Here is a 16987-nt window from a genome sequence, read left to right as displayed (position 1 = left end):
CCCCCCACATGCAGTTTGCTGGCCCGCTCTATCGAGCGCTCAATCCCGTCTACGCCCGCGACCCGATGTCTGGGCGCGGGGCGCAACTCTATGGGGGTCGCTTCAATCCCAAGGGGACGCCGGCCCTCTATGGCGCCCTGACGATCATGACCGCCGTTCGCGAAGCCAATCAGGTCGGGGCGCTCCAGCCCACGACCCTGGTCTCCTACGACGCCGAGATCGAAAGCATCTTCGACGCCCGCGACGATAAGGCCTTGGCCGCGCACGGCGTAAGCGCGCCGATCCTGGCCGACAATGGATGGCGCGACGAGATGAAAATCGATGGGATTTCGCGCACGCAGGCCTTCAGCCAGCGCCTGGTCGCCGAAGGCTTTCAGGGCCTGCTCGTGCGGAGCTTCGCGCCCGGATCGGGGGCCGGCGATCTCAACCTGGTGCTCTGGACTTGGGGGCCGGCCGCGCCGAGCCGACTGACGCTCATCGACGACGAAGGTCGGCTTTCCCGATAGAGGCTCACGCGCCACATATCTAAATGTTGGAGAAGAACGAGACTTCAGACTGTCTAAAGTCGGCTGAAGCTGTCGCGGTAGGATGAACTAGCGAACTCATCGGAAAAGAATTCGAGGCTCTCCTGACCTGATCGATCAGGATGACTTCGCGGCCCTCCGTTCTGATGTTGGCGTACAGGTGAGTTTTCGCCATCTGGCTCCGACGTGCTGCTCCCAACTGCATAGCATGTAGGCCGTCTGGAGACCCACGCAGGTCGTCACCTTCCTGACCTGCTCGGAGGCGATGGCGCCGCGACCGCCCGCAGAGAGCGCCCTGGTCCATTCACCTGGCGGGAAATGCGCAAAAAGCGTTTCCTCATCCGCTGGATTGAACGGCGGCGGGATGTCGGACACGCAGATCGTGGGTGTCGCGGGCCGATCCCGAAGTCCAAGTCCGTAGAGTGAGGGACGATGTTCAGGGGCATCTCCCGATTGCGGTCCCGCCATTTCGAGCGTCAACCACTGGCGCCGAGTTCACCAGGCCGAGGGCGCGCCTGACAAAGATCTGGTACGAAGGTCTTACTTCGTGTGTCGCCCCATCGGCGACCGTCCGATTGTAGGCAAAAGACTTCGGTTAGTCCTGCGGCAGCGGAACGGCGAACTTCGCCTTCAGAAGCAACGAGATCGTTATGGGCTATAGGTTCAAGTTTTCCGTCATCCCCCCGCTTCGCCGTGATGTGTTCGAGGCTTGGCATGCCGCCTTCGAGGATGGCCCCAACGGCCACTACCAGGCCGACGGGACAATTGAATTGCACGGAAGTTATCTCGCGTCAGGCCGACACTTATCTGACTATTTCGCGGCGCTACAAACTTGGGTTCTAGAGCAGGGTTCCGCAGTGAAGTTTGAAGGGGGCGATTACGTCCCTGAGGGTTACATGGATCCTGATCCGGTTGACCCAGATTACGATCCCCTCTGGCCTTTAGACAGATGAGAGGTGGGTGCTATCTCGTGCTTCGCAGACCAGCACCGCACCCATGAATTGCTGGGCGTCGGCACAGGCCTGGACACGCCACAACAAGCGTATACCACTGGAGGAGCGCATCGGCGCTGTTGCGAACTTCTGCGATTGCCGGGTCTGGCGCGAAAAGACCCCCGCGGGCGACCCGCGCTACGTATTCTTTGGTCGCCGGTCTGATGTCGAAGCCGCGCACTACCTGACGAACTGATCGATCTAGCCGTTCGGTCAGAGCTTGGCCGCTGCAAAAACAAGCAGGTTTTATCAGCAGCTTCGACATCAAGACCGGCACATGGCGAATGCGTCTTCACCCTGGGAATGGTGGCGTCGATCGCGAAGAAATTTGACCGCCATGAAGGCTGGTCGGGATCAAGCCAACACCGACGCTAGGCGTCATCTTGTCGTTCTCAAGTCAGCGGTCGTTTACGCCGAACTCGACAGGCTCGATCTGAAGCTCGAGACAGTGCGTCACCCTACTCGCATGGTATCGCTAGACGCATACGACGCTGGCGGCACCGCGGGCGTGTCCTTGGCCATCACCCCCAGAGGAGCGGGAACCGAATAACTACGGTGGCCAGTGAAGAGCGCTAGGCGGGAAATTTGGCTGAGCGGAGCGGCCCGCAGACCCCTTCAAAATTCGAAAATGGCCCGGCTAAAGCCGGGGGCGCTGCGTTCGCCCAAACGAGAACGTTCTCGGACCCGGCCTCGCCCGCCAAGCGCGCTTACCGAAGCCGGAGCGCGGCGGGAACAAGCTGCGCCGCTCAGCATTCTGTAACGCGCGTCCGCGACCAGGGAGAGTCCCCCTGGTACAGACACACGCTAAGCGCTAGCGTGGGGCGTGCGCACCGTTCCCCCCCTGGATCGGCCGCGCATATCCGGCCGAGCAAGAACCCTATCCTTTGCTCGGTCGGAGCCTCGTCCCTTCGTGCAGCACCGCTGGAACCGGCTGCACGAAGGGACGGGGGGTCACTATCGATAGCCCGATCAGGCCCGGATAACCTCGTATTCGCCGGGTGTGAGCGGGCCGAAATGCTCAATGATCCGTGATTGAGAGTCGTTCCCGGATTCGTTAACATTGGTGCGCAGGAGGCCAACGGCCTGAACTGTCCTTGCAAGTCACCGGCGTTTCATTCTTGAAGATCTTGGTATATCTCGCCCCGCCCTTGTACTGAGGGCTGCGCTCGTGATTACGAAGCGGATTTCATATGTGCAGTTACGGAACGATAGAATTACAAGCTGCCGCCGCTTGCTAATGTATGGTGCCGCAAAATGGGGTGCCTGCAGCCATGCCTGTAAGCAATATACGGCGGAGAATATTGCTGAAGTATTAAATTCTATTCAACCGGAAAGCGGATGGCACACGGGTGGCGTGAGGGTAGCGATAGGATCTCTCGAGAGAGACGAGTCCTAAACGAAAGCCTACAAGTCGACTATAGAAGTACTGGTGATTTGGGTGGAAGCGTGACGCTTTCATGTCGATCCCATCACCGTGATTGAAGTTTCTATAATGATGGTGAAGGTTCATTTGCATAATATGCAGGGGTAGTAGGCATCATTCGATCCCGATGGAAATGTTATCCAGTGCTAGCTCAAAATTCCTAGGGGGCGTGGTTATTATGGCTGACACGCCTGCATTTAGCCGGCGGATCGGGCAACTGTCGCTGCGGTCGGCGTCCGGCTCTGCCATTGCCGCGAACAGCCGGTGGATAGGCCTGCTAAGAGTGGCAGCGGACCTTGGCGTACGCAAACTCGGGTCGAAGCGCCTCGGGTATTTTCTCACGCTGCAAACGAGCTGATGATCCAGGATGGCAAGGCAACTATCACTGGCAAAAAATTTGACATCTAGTCGCCTCTCAACACCGGCGCCGAGCGTTGCGACAGCGCCAGACCAGCGGCGATCAGGCCGCCTAAGGTCGCGAGGCCGATCGCGCCCGCCAGCAGCAGCAATACACCGCTCCAGTCGACGCTCCAGCTGGCCTCGAACACCTTGACGACCACCGGCCAGGCGGCGGCGAAGCCGAGCAGCACGCCCGCCGCGCCGGCGATCAGCCCGACCGCGCCATACTCGATGACATAGGCGAGCAGGATCTGACCGCGCGTGGCGCCCAGAACCTTCAGGGTCGCGGCCTCGCGGGCGCGGGCGCGCGCTCCAGCGGCGATGGCGCCGACCAGCACCAGCAGGCCGGCCAAGCCGGCGACGCCTGCCGCGCCACGAACGGCCAAGGCCAGGCGGTCGAACAGGGCGGCCGCGGCGTCCAGCTGCTCGCGGACGCTGATCACGTTGACGCCTGGAAAGGCCTCGCCGAGCCGGCGGGTCAGGGCCGCTTCCTGGCCGCGGCTCAGGCGGGCGATCGCGACGCTGCGCAGCTCCGCGCCCTCCAGGGTCGCGGGGTTGAAGATCAGGTTGAAGTTGGGCCCGAAGCCGCCAAAGTCGACCTTGCGCAGCACCGCGATCCGCGCCTCGATCTCGCGGCCCAGAACCAGCACGGTGATCGTGTCGCCGACCTTGAGGCCGGCTGCCTGGGCGATCTCGGCGCTCAGCGCCACCTTCGGCGGACCGGCGTCGTTCGCCGGCCACCAACGGCCGGCGACCACGCCGCCGTTGCTTGGCTCTCTGGCCAGCAGCGACAGGCTGAGATCGTTGTCGAAGGCCCAGCGCTCGGACGCCTTGATGGTTTTGGTGTCGATCGGCTTGCCCTTGAGGGCGATGATCCGGCCCGTGGCGAAAGGCATGCGCAGATAGGCGTCCGCACGCAGCGGGCCCGTCACCCCGGCCACGGCGGCGTCGAAGGCGGCGGCGCGGTCGCCGGGGATCTCGGTGAAGATCATGGCCGGGGCGGTGCGCGGGGCCACGTCGCTGACCTGGGCCAGCAACGCCGATTGGATCAGCACCACGCAGGCCAGGAGGGCCACGCCCAGGCCGATGGCGGGACTGGCGGTCCGCGCCGCCGAGCGCGGTCCGGCCAGGTTGGCGAGGCCCAGTTTGGCGGGACCGCGCGTCAGGCCGCGAACCCTTCCCGCCAGCCACGCGGCCGAGCGGCCGAGCACGGCCAGCAGGCCGAAGGCGACCAGAACGCCCGCGATCATGATCGCCGCCGCCAGCGGGGTCGGCGCGGTGGCCACGGCCAAGGCCGCCAGGCCGGCGCCCGAAAGGGCCGCGCCGAGCGTCTCGAACCCGAGCGGCAGGCGGGCCTTGGGCGCACGGCGAAACAGCGCCGAGGGCGGAGTGGCCCGGGCTCTCGCCAGCGGCAGCAGCGAAAAGGCGGCCGCCGCCAGCATGCCGAACAGCCCAGCCTTGGCCAGGGGCCACGGATAGACTTTGAATAGCGCCGGGATCGGCAGGCTGGCGCCGGCCAACTGACCCAAGACCAGCGGCGCCAGCGCCCCGACAACCAGGCCGATCGTCACGCCCAGCAGGGCCAGCGCCGCGATCTGGATCAGGTGAAGGTCGCGGATCAGGCCGCTCTCCGCGCCGAGGGCCTTGAGCACGGCGATGTCCGGCTCCCGGGACGACAGATAGGCCGAAACCGCGCCGGCCACGCCCAGGCCGCCGGCCACCAGCGACGCCAGGCCGATGAAGCCGAGGAAGTATTCCAGTTGGTCGATTAGCCGTCGCGCGCCGGGCGCGCTATCGAGACGGTCACGGACCCGCAGGTGCGAGTCCGGCAGCGCCGCCTGCACGGCCTTGCCGACAGCGCGCGGGTCCTGGTTCGGCGCCAGGGCGATGCGCACGGCCCGTCCGGACAGGCCGCCGGGCGCCAGCAGGCCGGACCGTTCCAGGACGTCGCGGCGGACCAGCAGGCGCGGCGCCATCGAGAAGCCGCGCGACAGCCCGTCGGGTTCGCTGATCAGCTTAGCCCGCACGACCAGGGTGATGGGGCCGGCCTCGAACCGGTCGCCGATCTTCAGGTGCAGCCGGTCCAGCAGCGCCGTCTCCACCGCCGCGCCGGGCAGGCCGTCACGGTCGGCCAGGGCGGTCGCAAGGTTGGGCCCGCCCTCCAGGGTCACCGCGCCCGCCAAGGGGAAGCGCGCGTCCACGCCGCGAAGGCTCACCAGGCGGCGCTCGCCGTTTGGCGTCTGGGCCATGGCGCGCGCCGAGGCGGCGTAGGTCGTGACCCCCAGCTTGTCGAAGGCCGCGCGCTCCTGTTCGGTGAAGTCGCGGTTCTCGGCCGAGAATGATAGATCGCCGCCGAGGATCTCGCGGGCCTGGCTGGCCAGACCCTGGCGGAAGGCCTCGGCGGTCGAGCCGGCGGCGGCGATGGCCGCCACGCCCAGCGCCAGGCAGGCTAGAAAGATTCGAAAGCCGCGCACGCCAGAACGCAGCTCGCGGGCGGCCAAGCGGAAGGCAAGGGGCGGCCTCACGAAGCGATGCGCCCGTCGGCCATCCGCACGATGCGGTCGGCGCGGGCGGCCAGGGCCTGGTCGTGCGTGACCATGACCAGGGCCGCCCCGACCTCGGCGACGAGGTTGAACATCAGGTCCGCGACGGACGTGGCGCTGACGCTGTCCAGGTTGCCTGTCGGCTCGTCGGCGAACAGCAGGGCGGGGCGCACGGTCAGGGCGCGCGCCAGGGCGACGCGCTGCTGCTCGCCGCCCGACAGCTGGTGGGGATAGTGGGTAAGGCGAGCCGACAGGCCCACGCGGCCCAGCCAAGCCCGGGCGGTCGCCAGGGCGTCGTCGGCTCCGGCGATCTCCAGCGGCGTGGCGACGTTCTCCTCGGCGGTCATGTTGGGCAACAGGTGGAAAGACTGGAACACCAATGCGGTCCGGCCGCGCCGCAGCCGGGCCCGGCCGTCCTCGTTCAGCGTCGCCAGGTCCTGGCCGAACAGGTGAGCCGCGCCCGCGGTGGGGTCTTCCAGGCCGGCCGCGACCGCGATCAGCGACGACTTGCCCGAGCCCGACGGGCCGACCACGGCCACCCGCTCGCCGACGTTCACCGTCAGGTCGACGCCCCGCAGGATGTTCACCGGTCCAGCGGCCGAAGGCAGGGTCAGGGCGACGGCGCTCAGGGCCAGGGGGGGAGCCGGGGGCGAGACGTCGTCGGGCATGGTGTTTCCTGCGAGGCCGACCCTTGTTCGGCCGGCGGTCAGCCTACATAGAAAGGCATGGACCCGACCGCACAGCGTTTTCCAAGCCGTCGTCGTTTTTTGCTCGGCCTGGGCCTGCTGACCCAGATCGCCGCTGCTCCCAAGCCGCCTGTCGTAACCGTCCTGGGCGACTCGATCACCGCGGGCCTGGGCCTGCCGGCGCGTGACGCCATGCCCGCGCAGCTGCAGGCCGCCCTAGGCCGGCTGGGCGTACCGGCGATGGTCCGGGCGGCGGGCGTCTCGGGCGACACCAGCGCCGGCGGGCTGGCGCGGGTCGGCTTCAGCGTCGCGGCCGACACCAGGATCTGCGTCGTCGCCCTGGGCGGCAACGACCTGCTGCAGGGCGTGGAACCCGCCCAGACCAAGGCCAACCTGCGCGGCATCCTCCAGAAGCTGAAGGCGCGGAAGATCGGCGCGGTCCTGGTCGGCGTCGGCGCGCCGCCGGCCATCGGGGCGGCCTACGCCCGCGAGTTCAACGCGATCTACGCCAGCCTTGCGCGCGAGTTCGGCGTGCCGCTCTACGCCAACATCCTTGCCGGGGTGAACACGAATGCCGCCCTCATGCAGCGGGACGGCCTCCATCCCAATGCGGGCGGAGCCAGACGAATCGGCGAGGCCTTGGCGCCGATCGTAGCCAAGGCGCTCGGGGCGCGGGCGAGCTAGATCCTCTGAAGCTAGCAGAAGATCAGGCTTCAGGCGCCCGAGATCTTCTCACGTGACGGCGTCGGCATGCCGTACGGCACGACCGCATGCACGACGACGGCGGTGCGCTGCAGGCCCTCAATGCGCTCCACGCGCAAGGAATCGGTCATCCCGACAATCCGGCTGGCCAGCTTGAGAGTATAGCCGGTCAACACGATGAAGCGGAGACGCGATGGCCGTGGCGTAGCGGTTTCCCTGGTTGGGCGCGGTCGGCTTGGCGGCGAACGGATCGGCTGTTTCACCGGCGATCTTGTTCTCGATCAGAAGGCGGCGGAAGATGATCGGGTCGGTTTCGCCGCCCAACCTCTCCGCGCCTTCGGTCACGTCTAGGTCCCGGGCGCGTAGATGCTGGGCCAACATTTGCTGCAGATCCGCCTCCTTGACGACCGAGGTCAGGAAGGCAGCATCCCTGTGCGCAGTGTCGATGAAGCTGCCCACCCCTCCAGAGCGTCCTTCAGCGCCGTGCGATCATCTATCATCGGTCGCGGCGCGCATCGATCTTCCCGACCTGACCGAGATGCTGGCGGACACCGTTCGGCAGTTGCGCCGTGGATAGGGAGAGGGTCGCCCACCAGGATCACTGGCCCACCAAGCGCTCCCCAGCCTCAGAGCAAAAACGTGGGACAGAGTGTTCATTCCCAGAATAAGACGGCAATCATCCAGGCCGGCGCAGTCAAGCTTAGAAGCCTACATAGCGCGGGCGTCCGGCTCCTATATTTCCGATGAGATTTGTTCGCTGAGGATGTTGGGAGGACTTCGTTTCGTTCAACCCCACCAGGTTGGCTTGCCTGGCCTAAGCAGAGCGCGGAATAGGAGAAAAAGCGCGTGAATTAGAGCCGAGGCCGTCAGCCCAAAACCCCAAACGCGAAGAGTGGCGCCCCAAACAAAGGTTTCAGCACTGAATGGCCAGCCGCGGATGAGACAAAATGAAATACCAAAGATTGCGACCACGATGACCAAGTACACGACTTGTATGATGCGGTATTGGCGCTTGGGAAGCTGTTTTAACATCTCTGCACATAGGGGCTGATTTAGGCCTAGAATGCCCTAAGCAAGGATCTTTGCAAGTTAATTTGCGTCCACACAATTGCCTAATTTCTGATAAAATAGTTGGAGTCGGTTCAGAATTCTCTACAGAGGACTGATTTAATTGAGAGAATTCTGCATATAGTCTTTTCGCCTAACAAAGATTATCGGAAGAGCTCGTATGTTCGATACCGTTGCACATTGGCATATCCAGGTCGCGCGCCCGAGCTGCGAGGCCCACAGCGCACGGCGGCAGGAAGGCAATGGCGGGGATCACCATGTCGATGAACATGGCGATCGGGCTGGCGCACGTGGTCTCCGGAAGCGCTTTCGGCGTAATGAAACCCTACAACCCGGCAAGTGCATAGACTCTTCGGGTTTTGTCGACGATCCGACATTAAATATCTTCCACGCCAACGCTTCGGCTCTGCCTCGATGTTCATGGTTACCTGTCAAACTCTGCGACAGATGGCCACGTCCTCTTGGCGACAAGTTGTTAGCGATGACCCACGCATGGTCCTCGTCAGAGTTGAGGATTGAACGTCGATGTCGTCTTCCAATGTTTACGCCCTGGATCGTCATGTCTCCCGCCGGAGCCGGAGCGAGTCCGGGCGAACGAAGCTGGCCGAGCAAAACGAGCTGCTCGCCGCGGCCCTGAGCAACATGCCCCATGGGCTGTGCATGCTGGACAGCGACGCCAGACTCATCCTGTGCAACCCGGCCTTCGCGACGATGTACAGACTGCCTCAGAACTTGATCGAGCCTGGAACGACGCGCGAGGCGATCCTCGCGCATGGCTTCTCGACCGGGCAAGGTCCGATCTCGGGCGTAAGCGACTATCTGGCCCGCAGCGCCGAAGCCAAGCCCGGTCAATCGATCGTCGGCGAGCTGGCCCTGGCTGATGGACGCACCATTCGGATCTCCCATACGCCGATCGAGAACGGCGGCTACGTCGCCACCCATGAGGACATCACCGATCGGATCGCCGCGTCCGCCAAGATCGAGTTTCTGGCCTACCGCGACACCTTGACCGGCCTGCCCAATCGCACCGAATTTCAGCGCAGCTTCGATGATGCGGTCCAAGCCGCTGAACGCGACGGCGAGATGTTCGGCGTCATCATGATCGACGTCGACCACTTCAAGGACATCAACGACACCCTGGGCCACGACGCCGGCGACGCGCTGCTGCTCAACTTGGCCAAGACCTTGGGCAAGGCCTTTCGGCGCGGTGACACCGTCTCGCGTTTGGGCGGCGACGAGTTCGCCGTTGTGCTACGCGGCCTCGCTGGACCAGACGACCTGCTTCGACCGATCGAGGTGCTGCAGACCCAACTGCGCAAGCCCGTGGAGCACGCCGGCCGCAGCTTCACAATCAGCGCCAGCCTGGGCGCGGCGATCCACGACGACCCCGACGCCGACCCGCTGCATCTCCTCAAGAACGCCGACGTGGCGCTGTACGAGGCCAAGTCGGGGGGCCGCAACCGCTGCGTGATCTTCAAGCCGTCGATGCGCACTCAGGTCGAACAGCGCATCGAGCTCTTGCGCGAGGTGCGCTTAGCCATCGCCCAGGGCGAGTTTGATCTCTACTATCAGCCGGTCGTGGACCTGGAAGCCAACCGCGTCGCGGGGTTTGAGGCCCTGATGCGCTGGAACCATCCCGAGCAGGGCGTGCTACCGCCGGCCGCCTTCATGGCCGCCTTTGAGGACACTGACCTATCTCTGCAGCTGGGCGAGGTCGCCTTCGAGCGAGCGCTCGGCCAAATGCGCGCCTGGATCGACGAGGGCGTCGAGTTTGGCCGGGTGGCCGTCAACATCTCCAGTGAGCAGTTCAGAACCGGGCGCCTGGCCAAGGACATCGCCGAGAAGCTCGCCGCCTGGAAGGTTCCGGCCGACAAGCTGACCATCGAGGTCACGGAGAATGTCTATATGGGTTGGGGCGCCGACGTCGTGGCCGAGACGGTGTGCGAGTTGCACGCGGCCGGTGTGCTCATCGCGCTGGACGACTTCGGCACCGGCTACGCGTCACTCGCCAACCTTCGCCAGTTTCCGGTCGACCGGCTGAAGATCGACAAGTCTTTCGTCCAGAACGTCGAAGACGACGCGATCGTCCGCGCCGTGATCAATCTGGGCGCCAGCATGGGCATGAAGGTTGTCGCCGAAGGCGTCGAGAAACCCGAGCAACTGGCCGCCCTCACCGCCTATGGCTGCGACCAAGTCCAGGGCTACCATTTCGCCAAGCCGATGCCGGCCGCCCAGGTCGCCGCCTTCGTGAAGGCGTTTGGAGCCTAGACTTAAGCGTGGACGGGCGAGCATCAGCAACGATTGGGCAATCGGCCGTTCTTCGCTGGTCTGAGACCTGCTCCTGACAGTCGCCGCGACAGGGCCCGCCAAAGTGTCGGCGGCCGCCGACGTGCAGTCGACTGGTCAGCTCCGCTCGTCGCCCGACTTGTCGGCGATCGAGGCCGCGACGGCTTCTGGATCCGTCGGTTTGGACATGTCGTCGGATTCGGTATCGACACGATCTGTCACGTCAGGCTGATCGCGGCGCAACTCCTCGAGAAGCTGAATGATCTTGGCGCTCTTGCGATCGGCCAGCAGCGCCAGCTCCAGCGTAAGCTGAGCACGTCGGTCGGCCAATTGGTCTTCGCGCCGCTGGGTGACCAGGATCAGGATCGAAACCAGGAAGGCGGCGACGGTCGCGGCCAGCTCAAGCCAGGCGAACGCTGGCTGATCGACACCGCCGCCGCCCCGCAATGACGCATATGTCGCCCAGCCGATCACGACGGCCATCACGACCAAGGGCGTTGCGGGCCGTCCAAGCCGCTCTGTCACCTTGTCGATGGATCGCTGGAGTCCCGTGGCGCTGCCGTAGTGCTCGCGATGAAGCTTGGCGACGGCTTCAACAGAATCTTCGACATGCCGGGCCATGTCGCCACCTGTCCTCGAAATCGGCGCGTCAGGAAGAGTCATTTGCGTCTGCGCGCGCCGGCGCGAGCCGAAGTCTTGGCTCGGCGGCGCCTACCTTGGTCCCCGCCGCTTTCGGATCCTGGCGCGATTTCCGCTCGGCCTGAGCCCGGGCTGCGATCTTCACGCTGCGCTCGGCGTCTTTTTGACACCGGGCGTGGAGCGCCTCCAGTTCCTTGTCGGTCAGCTTTTCGATGCCCATGAACTCGTCCAGCGCGTCGGAAGCGCGGATCAGTTCGTCGAGCTTGGCCTGCAAGGCCAGCCCGTCGCGGTTCTGGGTGTTCTGGATCAAGAACACCATCAGGAAGGTGACGATCGTGGTGCCGGTGTTGATCACCAGTTGCCAGGTCTCGGAGAACTTGAAGATGGGTCCGGTGATGGCCCAGGCCAGCACCGCGGCCACGCACAGGAGAAAGGCGACGGGGCTTCCCGTGGCCTTGGCCGTCGCACTTGCGAACCGCGCGAACAGCCTTTCCACGGTCAGTTCGCCGCCAGCGTCGTGCGTGCGAGGGAGGTGGAAGGGGCCATGACGAGATCTCCTCGGGCTAGGGCTTCCGAAAAAACCACAACGGCGGCGCTTGCTCCCGCTTCCAAAGCGTTGAGGGACGTTCGCGGAGAGGTTCCAGACTGAGGATTCACGCCGAATGCGTCGGGACGACCTGGCCCTTATGCACGGCCCATTCGCCAAATGACGACGAGCGAGCCTGTGGGGAACCAAGCCCTGTCCGCCAGCCTTGAGCAGCATGGCCAAGTTTCTGAAGAACAACGCATTGACGCTCGTGCTGATGGCGCTGTTCGCCGCCAGCTTGATCGGCCACTGGTTGACCGGGTGGCGCGTGGCGCTTGAAGACCTCCAGCGCCACGGCGAGGCCCCCATCACCGCCCTCGCCTATCTAGCCGACCCCGCCTTCATCTCCACGGTGTTCGAGAACTGGGAGAGCGAGTTTTTGCAGATGTCGGTTTATGTGGTCCTGACCGCCTATCTGGTTCAGCGCGGCTCGTCGGAGTCGAAAGATCCAGACGAGCCCGAACGGGATGTCCTGCCAAGCGACGACCCGCAGGCGCCGCGTCTGGCGCGACAGACGGGCGCTTTGGGCTGGATCTACGGCCATTCGCTGGGCATTGCTCTAGCCGTGCTGTTTGTCGCTTCCTTTGTCCTGCATTGGATCTTCAGCGCCAGGCAAGCCGCCAAGGAAGCGGCCGAACATGGTCAAGCCGCCCTGACCGCGCTCGCCTATCTCGGCGATCCGCAGATGTGGTTCGAGTCGTTTCAGAACTGGCAGAGCGAGTTCCTGTCCACGGCCGTCCTCGTGGTCCTGTCGATCTATCTGCGCGAGAAGAACTCGCCGGAGTCCAAGGCCGTCGCCGCGACAAATTCGGCCACGGGGGCCTGAAGGCAAAGTTCTAGCGATTTTGAGGCGGACCCGCCCGATACGGCGTAGGGACGCGCCGGCGCTCAAAGGGTTCTGCTCAAGGTTTGCTCGCTACCTCGAGCCCATCGCGCCCTGACAGCGATCAAAACGACTCTCTCGACACCGCCGAAACTTGAGCGCGCCAGCGAATTTCGTGGCGTCTGGAACAACGCCGACGAAGGGCGCTGAGATCGATGTCGAGTCGTTCGGCGCGAGACACGCCTGCGTCCAAGGCGCTCATCATGCTCCAACGCCCTAATGACGGATATCGGCTTCAGGCCGCCGGATATATGCCGTGGAGGACGGTGTCGAAGTGGTTCTCGATGGCTGTCGTACAGGAACAGGACGCCGCACGCAGCGCAGCCTCATTCTGGACGATAAAGACCCCCCGCCGGGTGGTGATGACGCCATCGTCGCGCAGCTTACGGACAATCCGCGTGACGAAGGTTCGGCCAACGCCGAGCATCTCGGCCAACTGCTCCTGCGTCATGGCGAATTCCATGCCGTCCGTGCGGCTGATCGCGGCCAGCAGCCATTTGGCGGTCCGCTGGGTAATCGTATGGGTCGCGTTGCAGGCCGCGGTTTGGAACACCTGGGCCAAGAGGCAGTCCGAATAGCGCGAGAACCAATGGCGCAAGGCGATCGACTCCAGCTTGGCCTGTTCGAGCGCCGAGGTCTTGATGCGCAGGAAGCGTCCTGGAAATCGCACCTGCGCGGTCGCATAGGCCGGGACCTGGCCATTGGAAACGATGCCGCCGATGGCGCCTTCACGCCCGACCAGCGCGACCTCGACGGCGTCGGCATTGTGGTTGGTCCCTACGCAGTAGGCGGCCATCGCCGAACCGCACGGAAACCAGGTGTCGATGACCTCCGCACTGGCCTCTTGCAAGATATCCTGCGCCTGAAGATCGAACGCCAACATGTGCGGCGTCAGCCGCGCCCGATCGGCTTCAGTGAGCTTGGCGAGCAAGAGATTGCTGGCAAAATCGACCGATCTGGGCTGGCTCATACGAGGCTTTCCTCCTGGCCGACTGGAAACGCCGATCCGTCCGGAAGGGTCCACTAGTGGACGGACGGCGCTCGGCCGATATGTTACTGGCGAACATAACTCCCCTGAAGGTCCTGCTGATGACGGCCAGCTGTTCCCTGGCGATTTCCCGACGCGCGCGCCTGCGCGCGGTGACAGCAGACCTCCACGACTCGATCGATTCGGAGATCAGCCGGACGGGTTTGATGACGACCCGCGACGGCTACGTCGCCTATCTGAACGCGACGCTTGCCGCCCGCGCCAAGATCGAAGCGTTGTTGGACGCCAGCGGGGCCGCCGAGGTCTACGCACCGTGGTCAAGGATCAGCGCGGCCCTTCGGCAGGACGTTGCCGATCTGGGCGAGAAGCCTTCCTTTGGCGATCCAGGCGCGCCGGCCCCGACGCCCTTGGGCGTCGCAGGGATCTGGGGAGCGCTCTATGTCCTTGAAGGATCGGCCATGGGCGCTCGGCTGCTCTTGCGCCGAGCCGCTGGTCTTGGTTTCACGGGCCAGTTTGGCGCGCGTCACCTTGCTCAGCAGACGTCCGGACTTCCGTGGTGGCGGCATTTCGTCTCGGCGCTTGACGAGGCCCCAATGACCGCGCTGCAGGAGACAGCCTGTCTCGATAGTGCGATCGCGACCTTCGCGTGCTTTGATCGCGCCTACGCTTCGATGAACGACCGCCAGACATGACCACCCCTGTTGATCTAACCAATTGCGACCGCGAGCCCATCCACATCCCCGGGAGCATCCAGCCGCACGGGGCCATGCTGGTCTGCGACCCGAGCACCTTCCAGATCCTGTTCGCTTCCCAGAACCTCCAGGCCCTGACTGGCGCCCAGGCCGATCCCACGGGCTTGGATCTGGCGACGGTCGTCGGCGTCGAGGCCGCGCACGATATCCGCAACGCCGCGGCCAAGTCGGGCGGCTCGGAGATCGCCGGCGTCGTCCTGGCCGCCTGCTTGCCAGGGTCCAGCGCGCCGATGGATATCGTTGTCCACCGCTATAAAGACCGCGCGTTCGTGGAGATCGAGCCGAGCGACCCGGGCAACAGCGGACATGCGGCGCTCGACACGACCCAGGTTCTCATCCGGCGGATCGGGCTGGAGTCGGACGTGGGCGCCATCGTGACGACCGGCGCCAAGCTGGTGCGCGGCATGCTCGGCTACGACCGGGTCATGATCTACCAGTTCCTGCACAACGGCGCCGGCAAGGTGATCGCCGAGGCCAAGCACGCGCGCCTGGGCAGCTTCATGGGACAGCATTTCCCGGCAGCCGACATTCCCTATCAGGCCAGGCGCCTCTATCTGGCCAACACGATCCGAATGATCGGCGATGTCAGCTACGCGCCCGTCCCGCTCCAGCCCGCGCTGGCGCCCGGGCAGCCGCCGATCGACATGTCCTTCGCGCAACTGCGCAGCGTCTCGCCCATTCACTGCCAATATCTTCAGAACATGGGCGTCTACGCCTCGATGTCGATCTCGATCATCGCGGACGGTGAGCTTTGGGGGCTGATCTCCTGCCATCATGACGCCGCCAAGATCACCCCACTTCCCCTTCGCATCGGCGCGGAGCTTTTCGGCCAATATTTCTCACTGCAGATCTCGCTGGCCGAGCGGCGAGCGCAGATCGGCGCGGCCAATCTCGCGCGCGACCGCCTCGACAAGATCATCACCCACCTGAGCGCCACCGACTCTCTGGCCGACAATCTCCGCGGCCACCTCGAGGGCTTGGCCGAACTCGTCGAGAGCGACGGCGTGGCGCTGTGGATGGACGGCGTCTGGAGCGCCCTGGGCCAGACCCCGCCCGTCGACGCGGTCCCCGGCTTGATCGACGCGATCAAGACCGGCGCGGCCGGGGCGGTCTGGCACACTCAGGACTTGCGCGAGGTCACGGGCGCGCCGCTCTACGGACAGGCGTTTGCCGGCATGCTGGCCGTCCCCCTGTCGTCGACGCCGCAAGACTACCTGCTGTTCTTCCGGAGCGAGGAAGCCCACGCAATCGAGTGGGCGGGCGAGCCGGTCAAGACGGTCGTCCAGACCGACCAGGGCGAGCGGTTGACGCCGCGCGGCAGTTTCGCGACTTGGCGCGAGGACGTCCGCGGCCGCTCCAAGCCATGGACCAACGCCGAGCACGCGGTGGCCGAGGCCATCCGCACCTATCTGCGGGACGTCCTGCTTCGCCATAGCGAGCGGACCGCCGACGAGCGTCAAAGGGCCGAGCAGCGGCGGCGCGTCTTGAATGACGAGCTCAATCACCGGGTCAAGAACATCATCGCCCTGGTCAAGTCGATCGCGCTGCAGACAGGGGCCCACGCCTCAAGCGTCGCTGACTATTCCGCCTCGCTGGAAGGGCGCCTGCGCGCGTTGGCCTTCGCCCACGACCAGTCCTTGACCGGCCAGAGCGCAGGGGACCTGGCGACCTTGGTCGAGGCCGAAGCCAGCCTCTATCGCTACGGCGCGACGCCCGACAGGGTCGTGGCGACCGGCCCCAAGGCTCGGCTGGACGATCAGGCGTTCAGCACCGTGGCCCTGGTGCTCCACGAGATGATGACCAACGCCGCAAAGTACGGGGCGCTGTCCGCGCCCGAAGGTCGGCTGAAAATTGGCTGGAGGTTCGATAGCGCCGGGGACTGCGAGATTATCTGGGAGGAGAGCGGAGGTCCCGCCGTCAAGACGCCGGCGCGTTCCGGATTTGGCACCAAACTTGTCCAGACCACCCTCACCTACGACCTGAAGGGTCAGGCGCAGGTCAACTACGAGCCGTCCGGCGTCAGGGCCCGCTTCGTCATTCCATCGGCGCACGCGGTCCTCGACGACAGAGATCAGGCGCCGGTCGAGGAGGAATCGACGACGCAAGGCTCTCTAGCCAATCTCAACATCCTGGTCGTCGAGGACCAGGCGCTGATCGCGATGGATATCGAGGAAACGCTCAGGGGCCTTGGGGTTCGTGACGTGCGCGCCTCGCCAACCGCTTCGGACGCGATCGACATGTTGGTCAACTTCATGCCCGACGCCGCGGTGCTGGATTTCAACCTGGGCGCGGAGACCTCCGAGGCGGTCGCCAACGACCTGATGGCCCGTGGCATCCCGTTCGTCTTCGCCACCGGCTATGGCGACTCGGTCATGATCCCGCAGCGGTTCGCCGAAGTGCCGATCGTGCGCAAGCCGGTCAGCGCCACCACTCTCGTCGCCAAGATCGACCAGGCCCGGTTCCCATCCGCCGAAGACCGCTCCGTCTCGTAGGAAGACCCTGCGCACCTCGCGCCA

The 16987-nt window shown here is 64.8% G+C and carries 13 protein-coding genes; 7 read left to right on the top strand and 6 right to left on the bottom strand.

Translation table 11 applies throughout. From position 1 onward, the window contains the following. Positions 1-8: 8 nt before the first annotated feature. Positions 9-506: an RES family NAD+ phosphorylase gene (locus I4Q42_RS10915; RefSeq protein ID WP_198576101.1), complete on the top strand. Its 498-nt coding sequence runs from the start codon at positions 9-11 to the stop codon at positions 504-506. Between the two features lie 1014 nt (positions 507-1520). Next, a complete protein-coding gene (locus tag I4Q42_RS26705) occupies positions 1521-1712 on the top strand; it encodes a DUF7168 domain-containing protein (protein WP_456298602.1) in 192 nt (63 codons plus the stop codon). Positions 1713-3343: 1631 nt separating this feature from the next. Here I4Q42_RS26705 and I4Q42_RS10910 read toward each other — a convergent pair. Next, on the bottom strand, positions 3344-5863 hold the full coding sequence (locus I4Q42_RS10910) for an ABC transporter permease (protein WP_198576100.1): 2520 nt from the start codon (positions 5861-5863) through the stop codon (positions 3344-3346). Then, positions 5860-6549, bottom strand: a complete 690-nt coding sequence (locus I4Q42_RS10905; RefSeq protein WP_198576099.1) for an ABC transporter ATP-binding protein — start codon at positions 6547-6549, stop codon at positions 5860-5862. The genes I4Q42_RS10910 and I4Q42_RS10905 overlap by 4 nt, the downstream gene beginning before the upstream one ends. 57 nt (positions 6550-6606) lie before the next feature. Here I4Q42_RS10905 and I4Q42_RS10900 point away from each other — a divergent pair, with 57 nt between their 5' ends. Next, positions 6607-7251, top strand: coding sequence for an arylesterase (locus tag I4Q42_RS10900; protein WP_198576098.1), 645 nt, complete (start codon positions 6607-6609; stop codon positions 7249-7251). Between the two features lie 117 nt (positions 7252-7368). Here I4Q42_RS10900 and I4Q42_RS10895 read toward each other — a convergent pair whose 3' ends face one another. Next, positions 7369-7728, bottom strand: a complete 360-nt coding sequence (locus I4Q42_RS10895; protein WP_198576097.1) for a hypothetical protein — start codon at positions 7726-7728, stop codon at positions 7369-7371. A 1134-nt stretch (positions 7729-8862) separates the two neighbouring features. On the opposite strand from I4Q42_RS10895, the gene I4Q42_RS10890 reads away from it, so the two are divergent. Further along, a complete protein-coding gene (locus I4Q42_RS10890; RefSeq protein ID WP_198576096.1) occupies positions 8863-10605 on the top strand; it encodes a putative bifunctional diguanylate cyclase/phosphodiesterase in 1743 nt (580 codons plus the stop codon). A 135-nt stretch (positions 10606-10740) separates the two neighbouring features. Here I4Q42_RS10890 and I4Q42_RS10885 read toward each other — a convergent pair whose 3' ends face one another. Then, positions 10741-11244 (bottom strand): DUF1003 domain-containing protein, encoded by a 504-nt coding sequence (locus I4Q42_RS10885; RefSeq protein ID WP_198576095.1) that lies wholly within the window; start codon positions 11242-11244, stop codon positions 10741-10743. Positions 11245-11272: 28 nt separating this feature from the next. Then, positions 11273-11758, bottom strand: a complete 486-nt coding sequence (locus I4Q42_RS10880) for a low affinity iron permease family protein (protein WP_198576094.1) — start codon at positions 11756-11758, stop codon at positions 11273-11275. A 265-nt stretch (positions 11759-12023) separates the two neighbouring features. Between I4Q42_RS10880 and I4Q42_RS10875 the strand changes: the two genes are divergently transcribed. After that, a complete protein-coding gene (locus tag I4Q42_RS10875; RefSeq protein ID WP_198576093.1) occupies positions 12024-12674 on the top strand; it encodes a DUF6766 family protein in 651 nt (216 codons plus the stop codon). Between the two features lie 292 nt (positions 12675-12966). Here the strand turns inward: I4Q42_RS10875 and I4Q42_RS10870 are convergent, their stop codons facing one another. Next, the gene (locus I4Q42_RS10870; protein WP_198576092.1) at positions 12967-13701 is read right to left on the bottom strand and encodes a Crp/Fnr family transcriptional regulator; all 735 of its coding nucleotides are present in this window, start codon (positions 13699-13701) and stop codon (positions 12967-12969) included. 80 nt (positions 13702-13781) lie between these two features. On the opposite strand from I4Q42_RS10870, the gene I4Q42_RS10865 reads away from it, so the two are divergent. Further along, a complete protein-coding gene (locus I4Q42_RS10865; RefSeq protein ID WP_198576091.1) occupies positions 13782-14411 on the top strand; it encodes a biliverdin-producing heme oxygenase in 630 nt (209 codons plus the stop codon). Next, positions 14408-16963, top strand: coding sequence for an HWE histidine kinase domain-containing protein (locus tag I4Q42_RS10860; RefSeq protein WP_198576090.1), 2556 nt, complete (start codon positions 14408-14410; stop codon positions 16961-16963). The genes I4Q42_RS10865 and I4Q42_RS10860 overlap by 4 nt, the downstream gene beginning before the upstream one ends. Positions 16964-16987 lie beyond the last annotated feature (24 nt).

The sequence above is a fragment of the Caulobacter hibisci genome (assembly GCF_016135805.1).
Taxonomy (GTDB): Bacteria; Pseudomonadota; Alphaproteobacteria; order Caulobacterales; family Caulobacteraceae; genus Caulobacter; species Caulobacter hibisci.
Note: the sequence above shows the minus strand (reverse complement) of the source record. Positions and strands in the feature narration are given on the sequence as shown.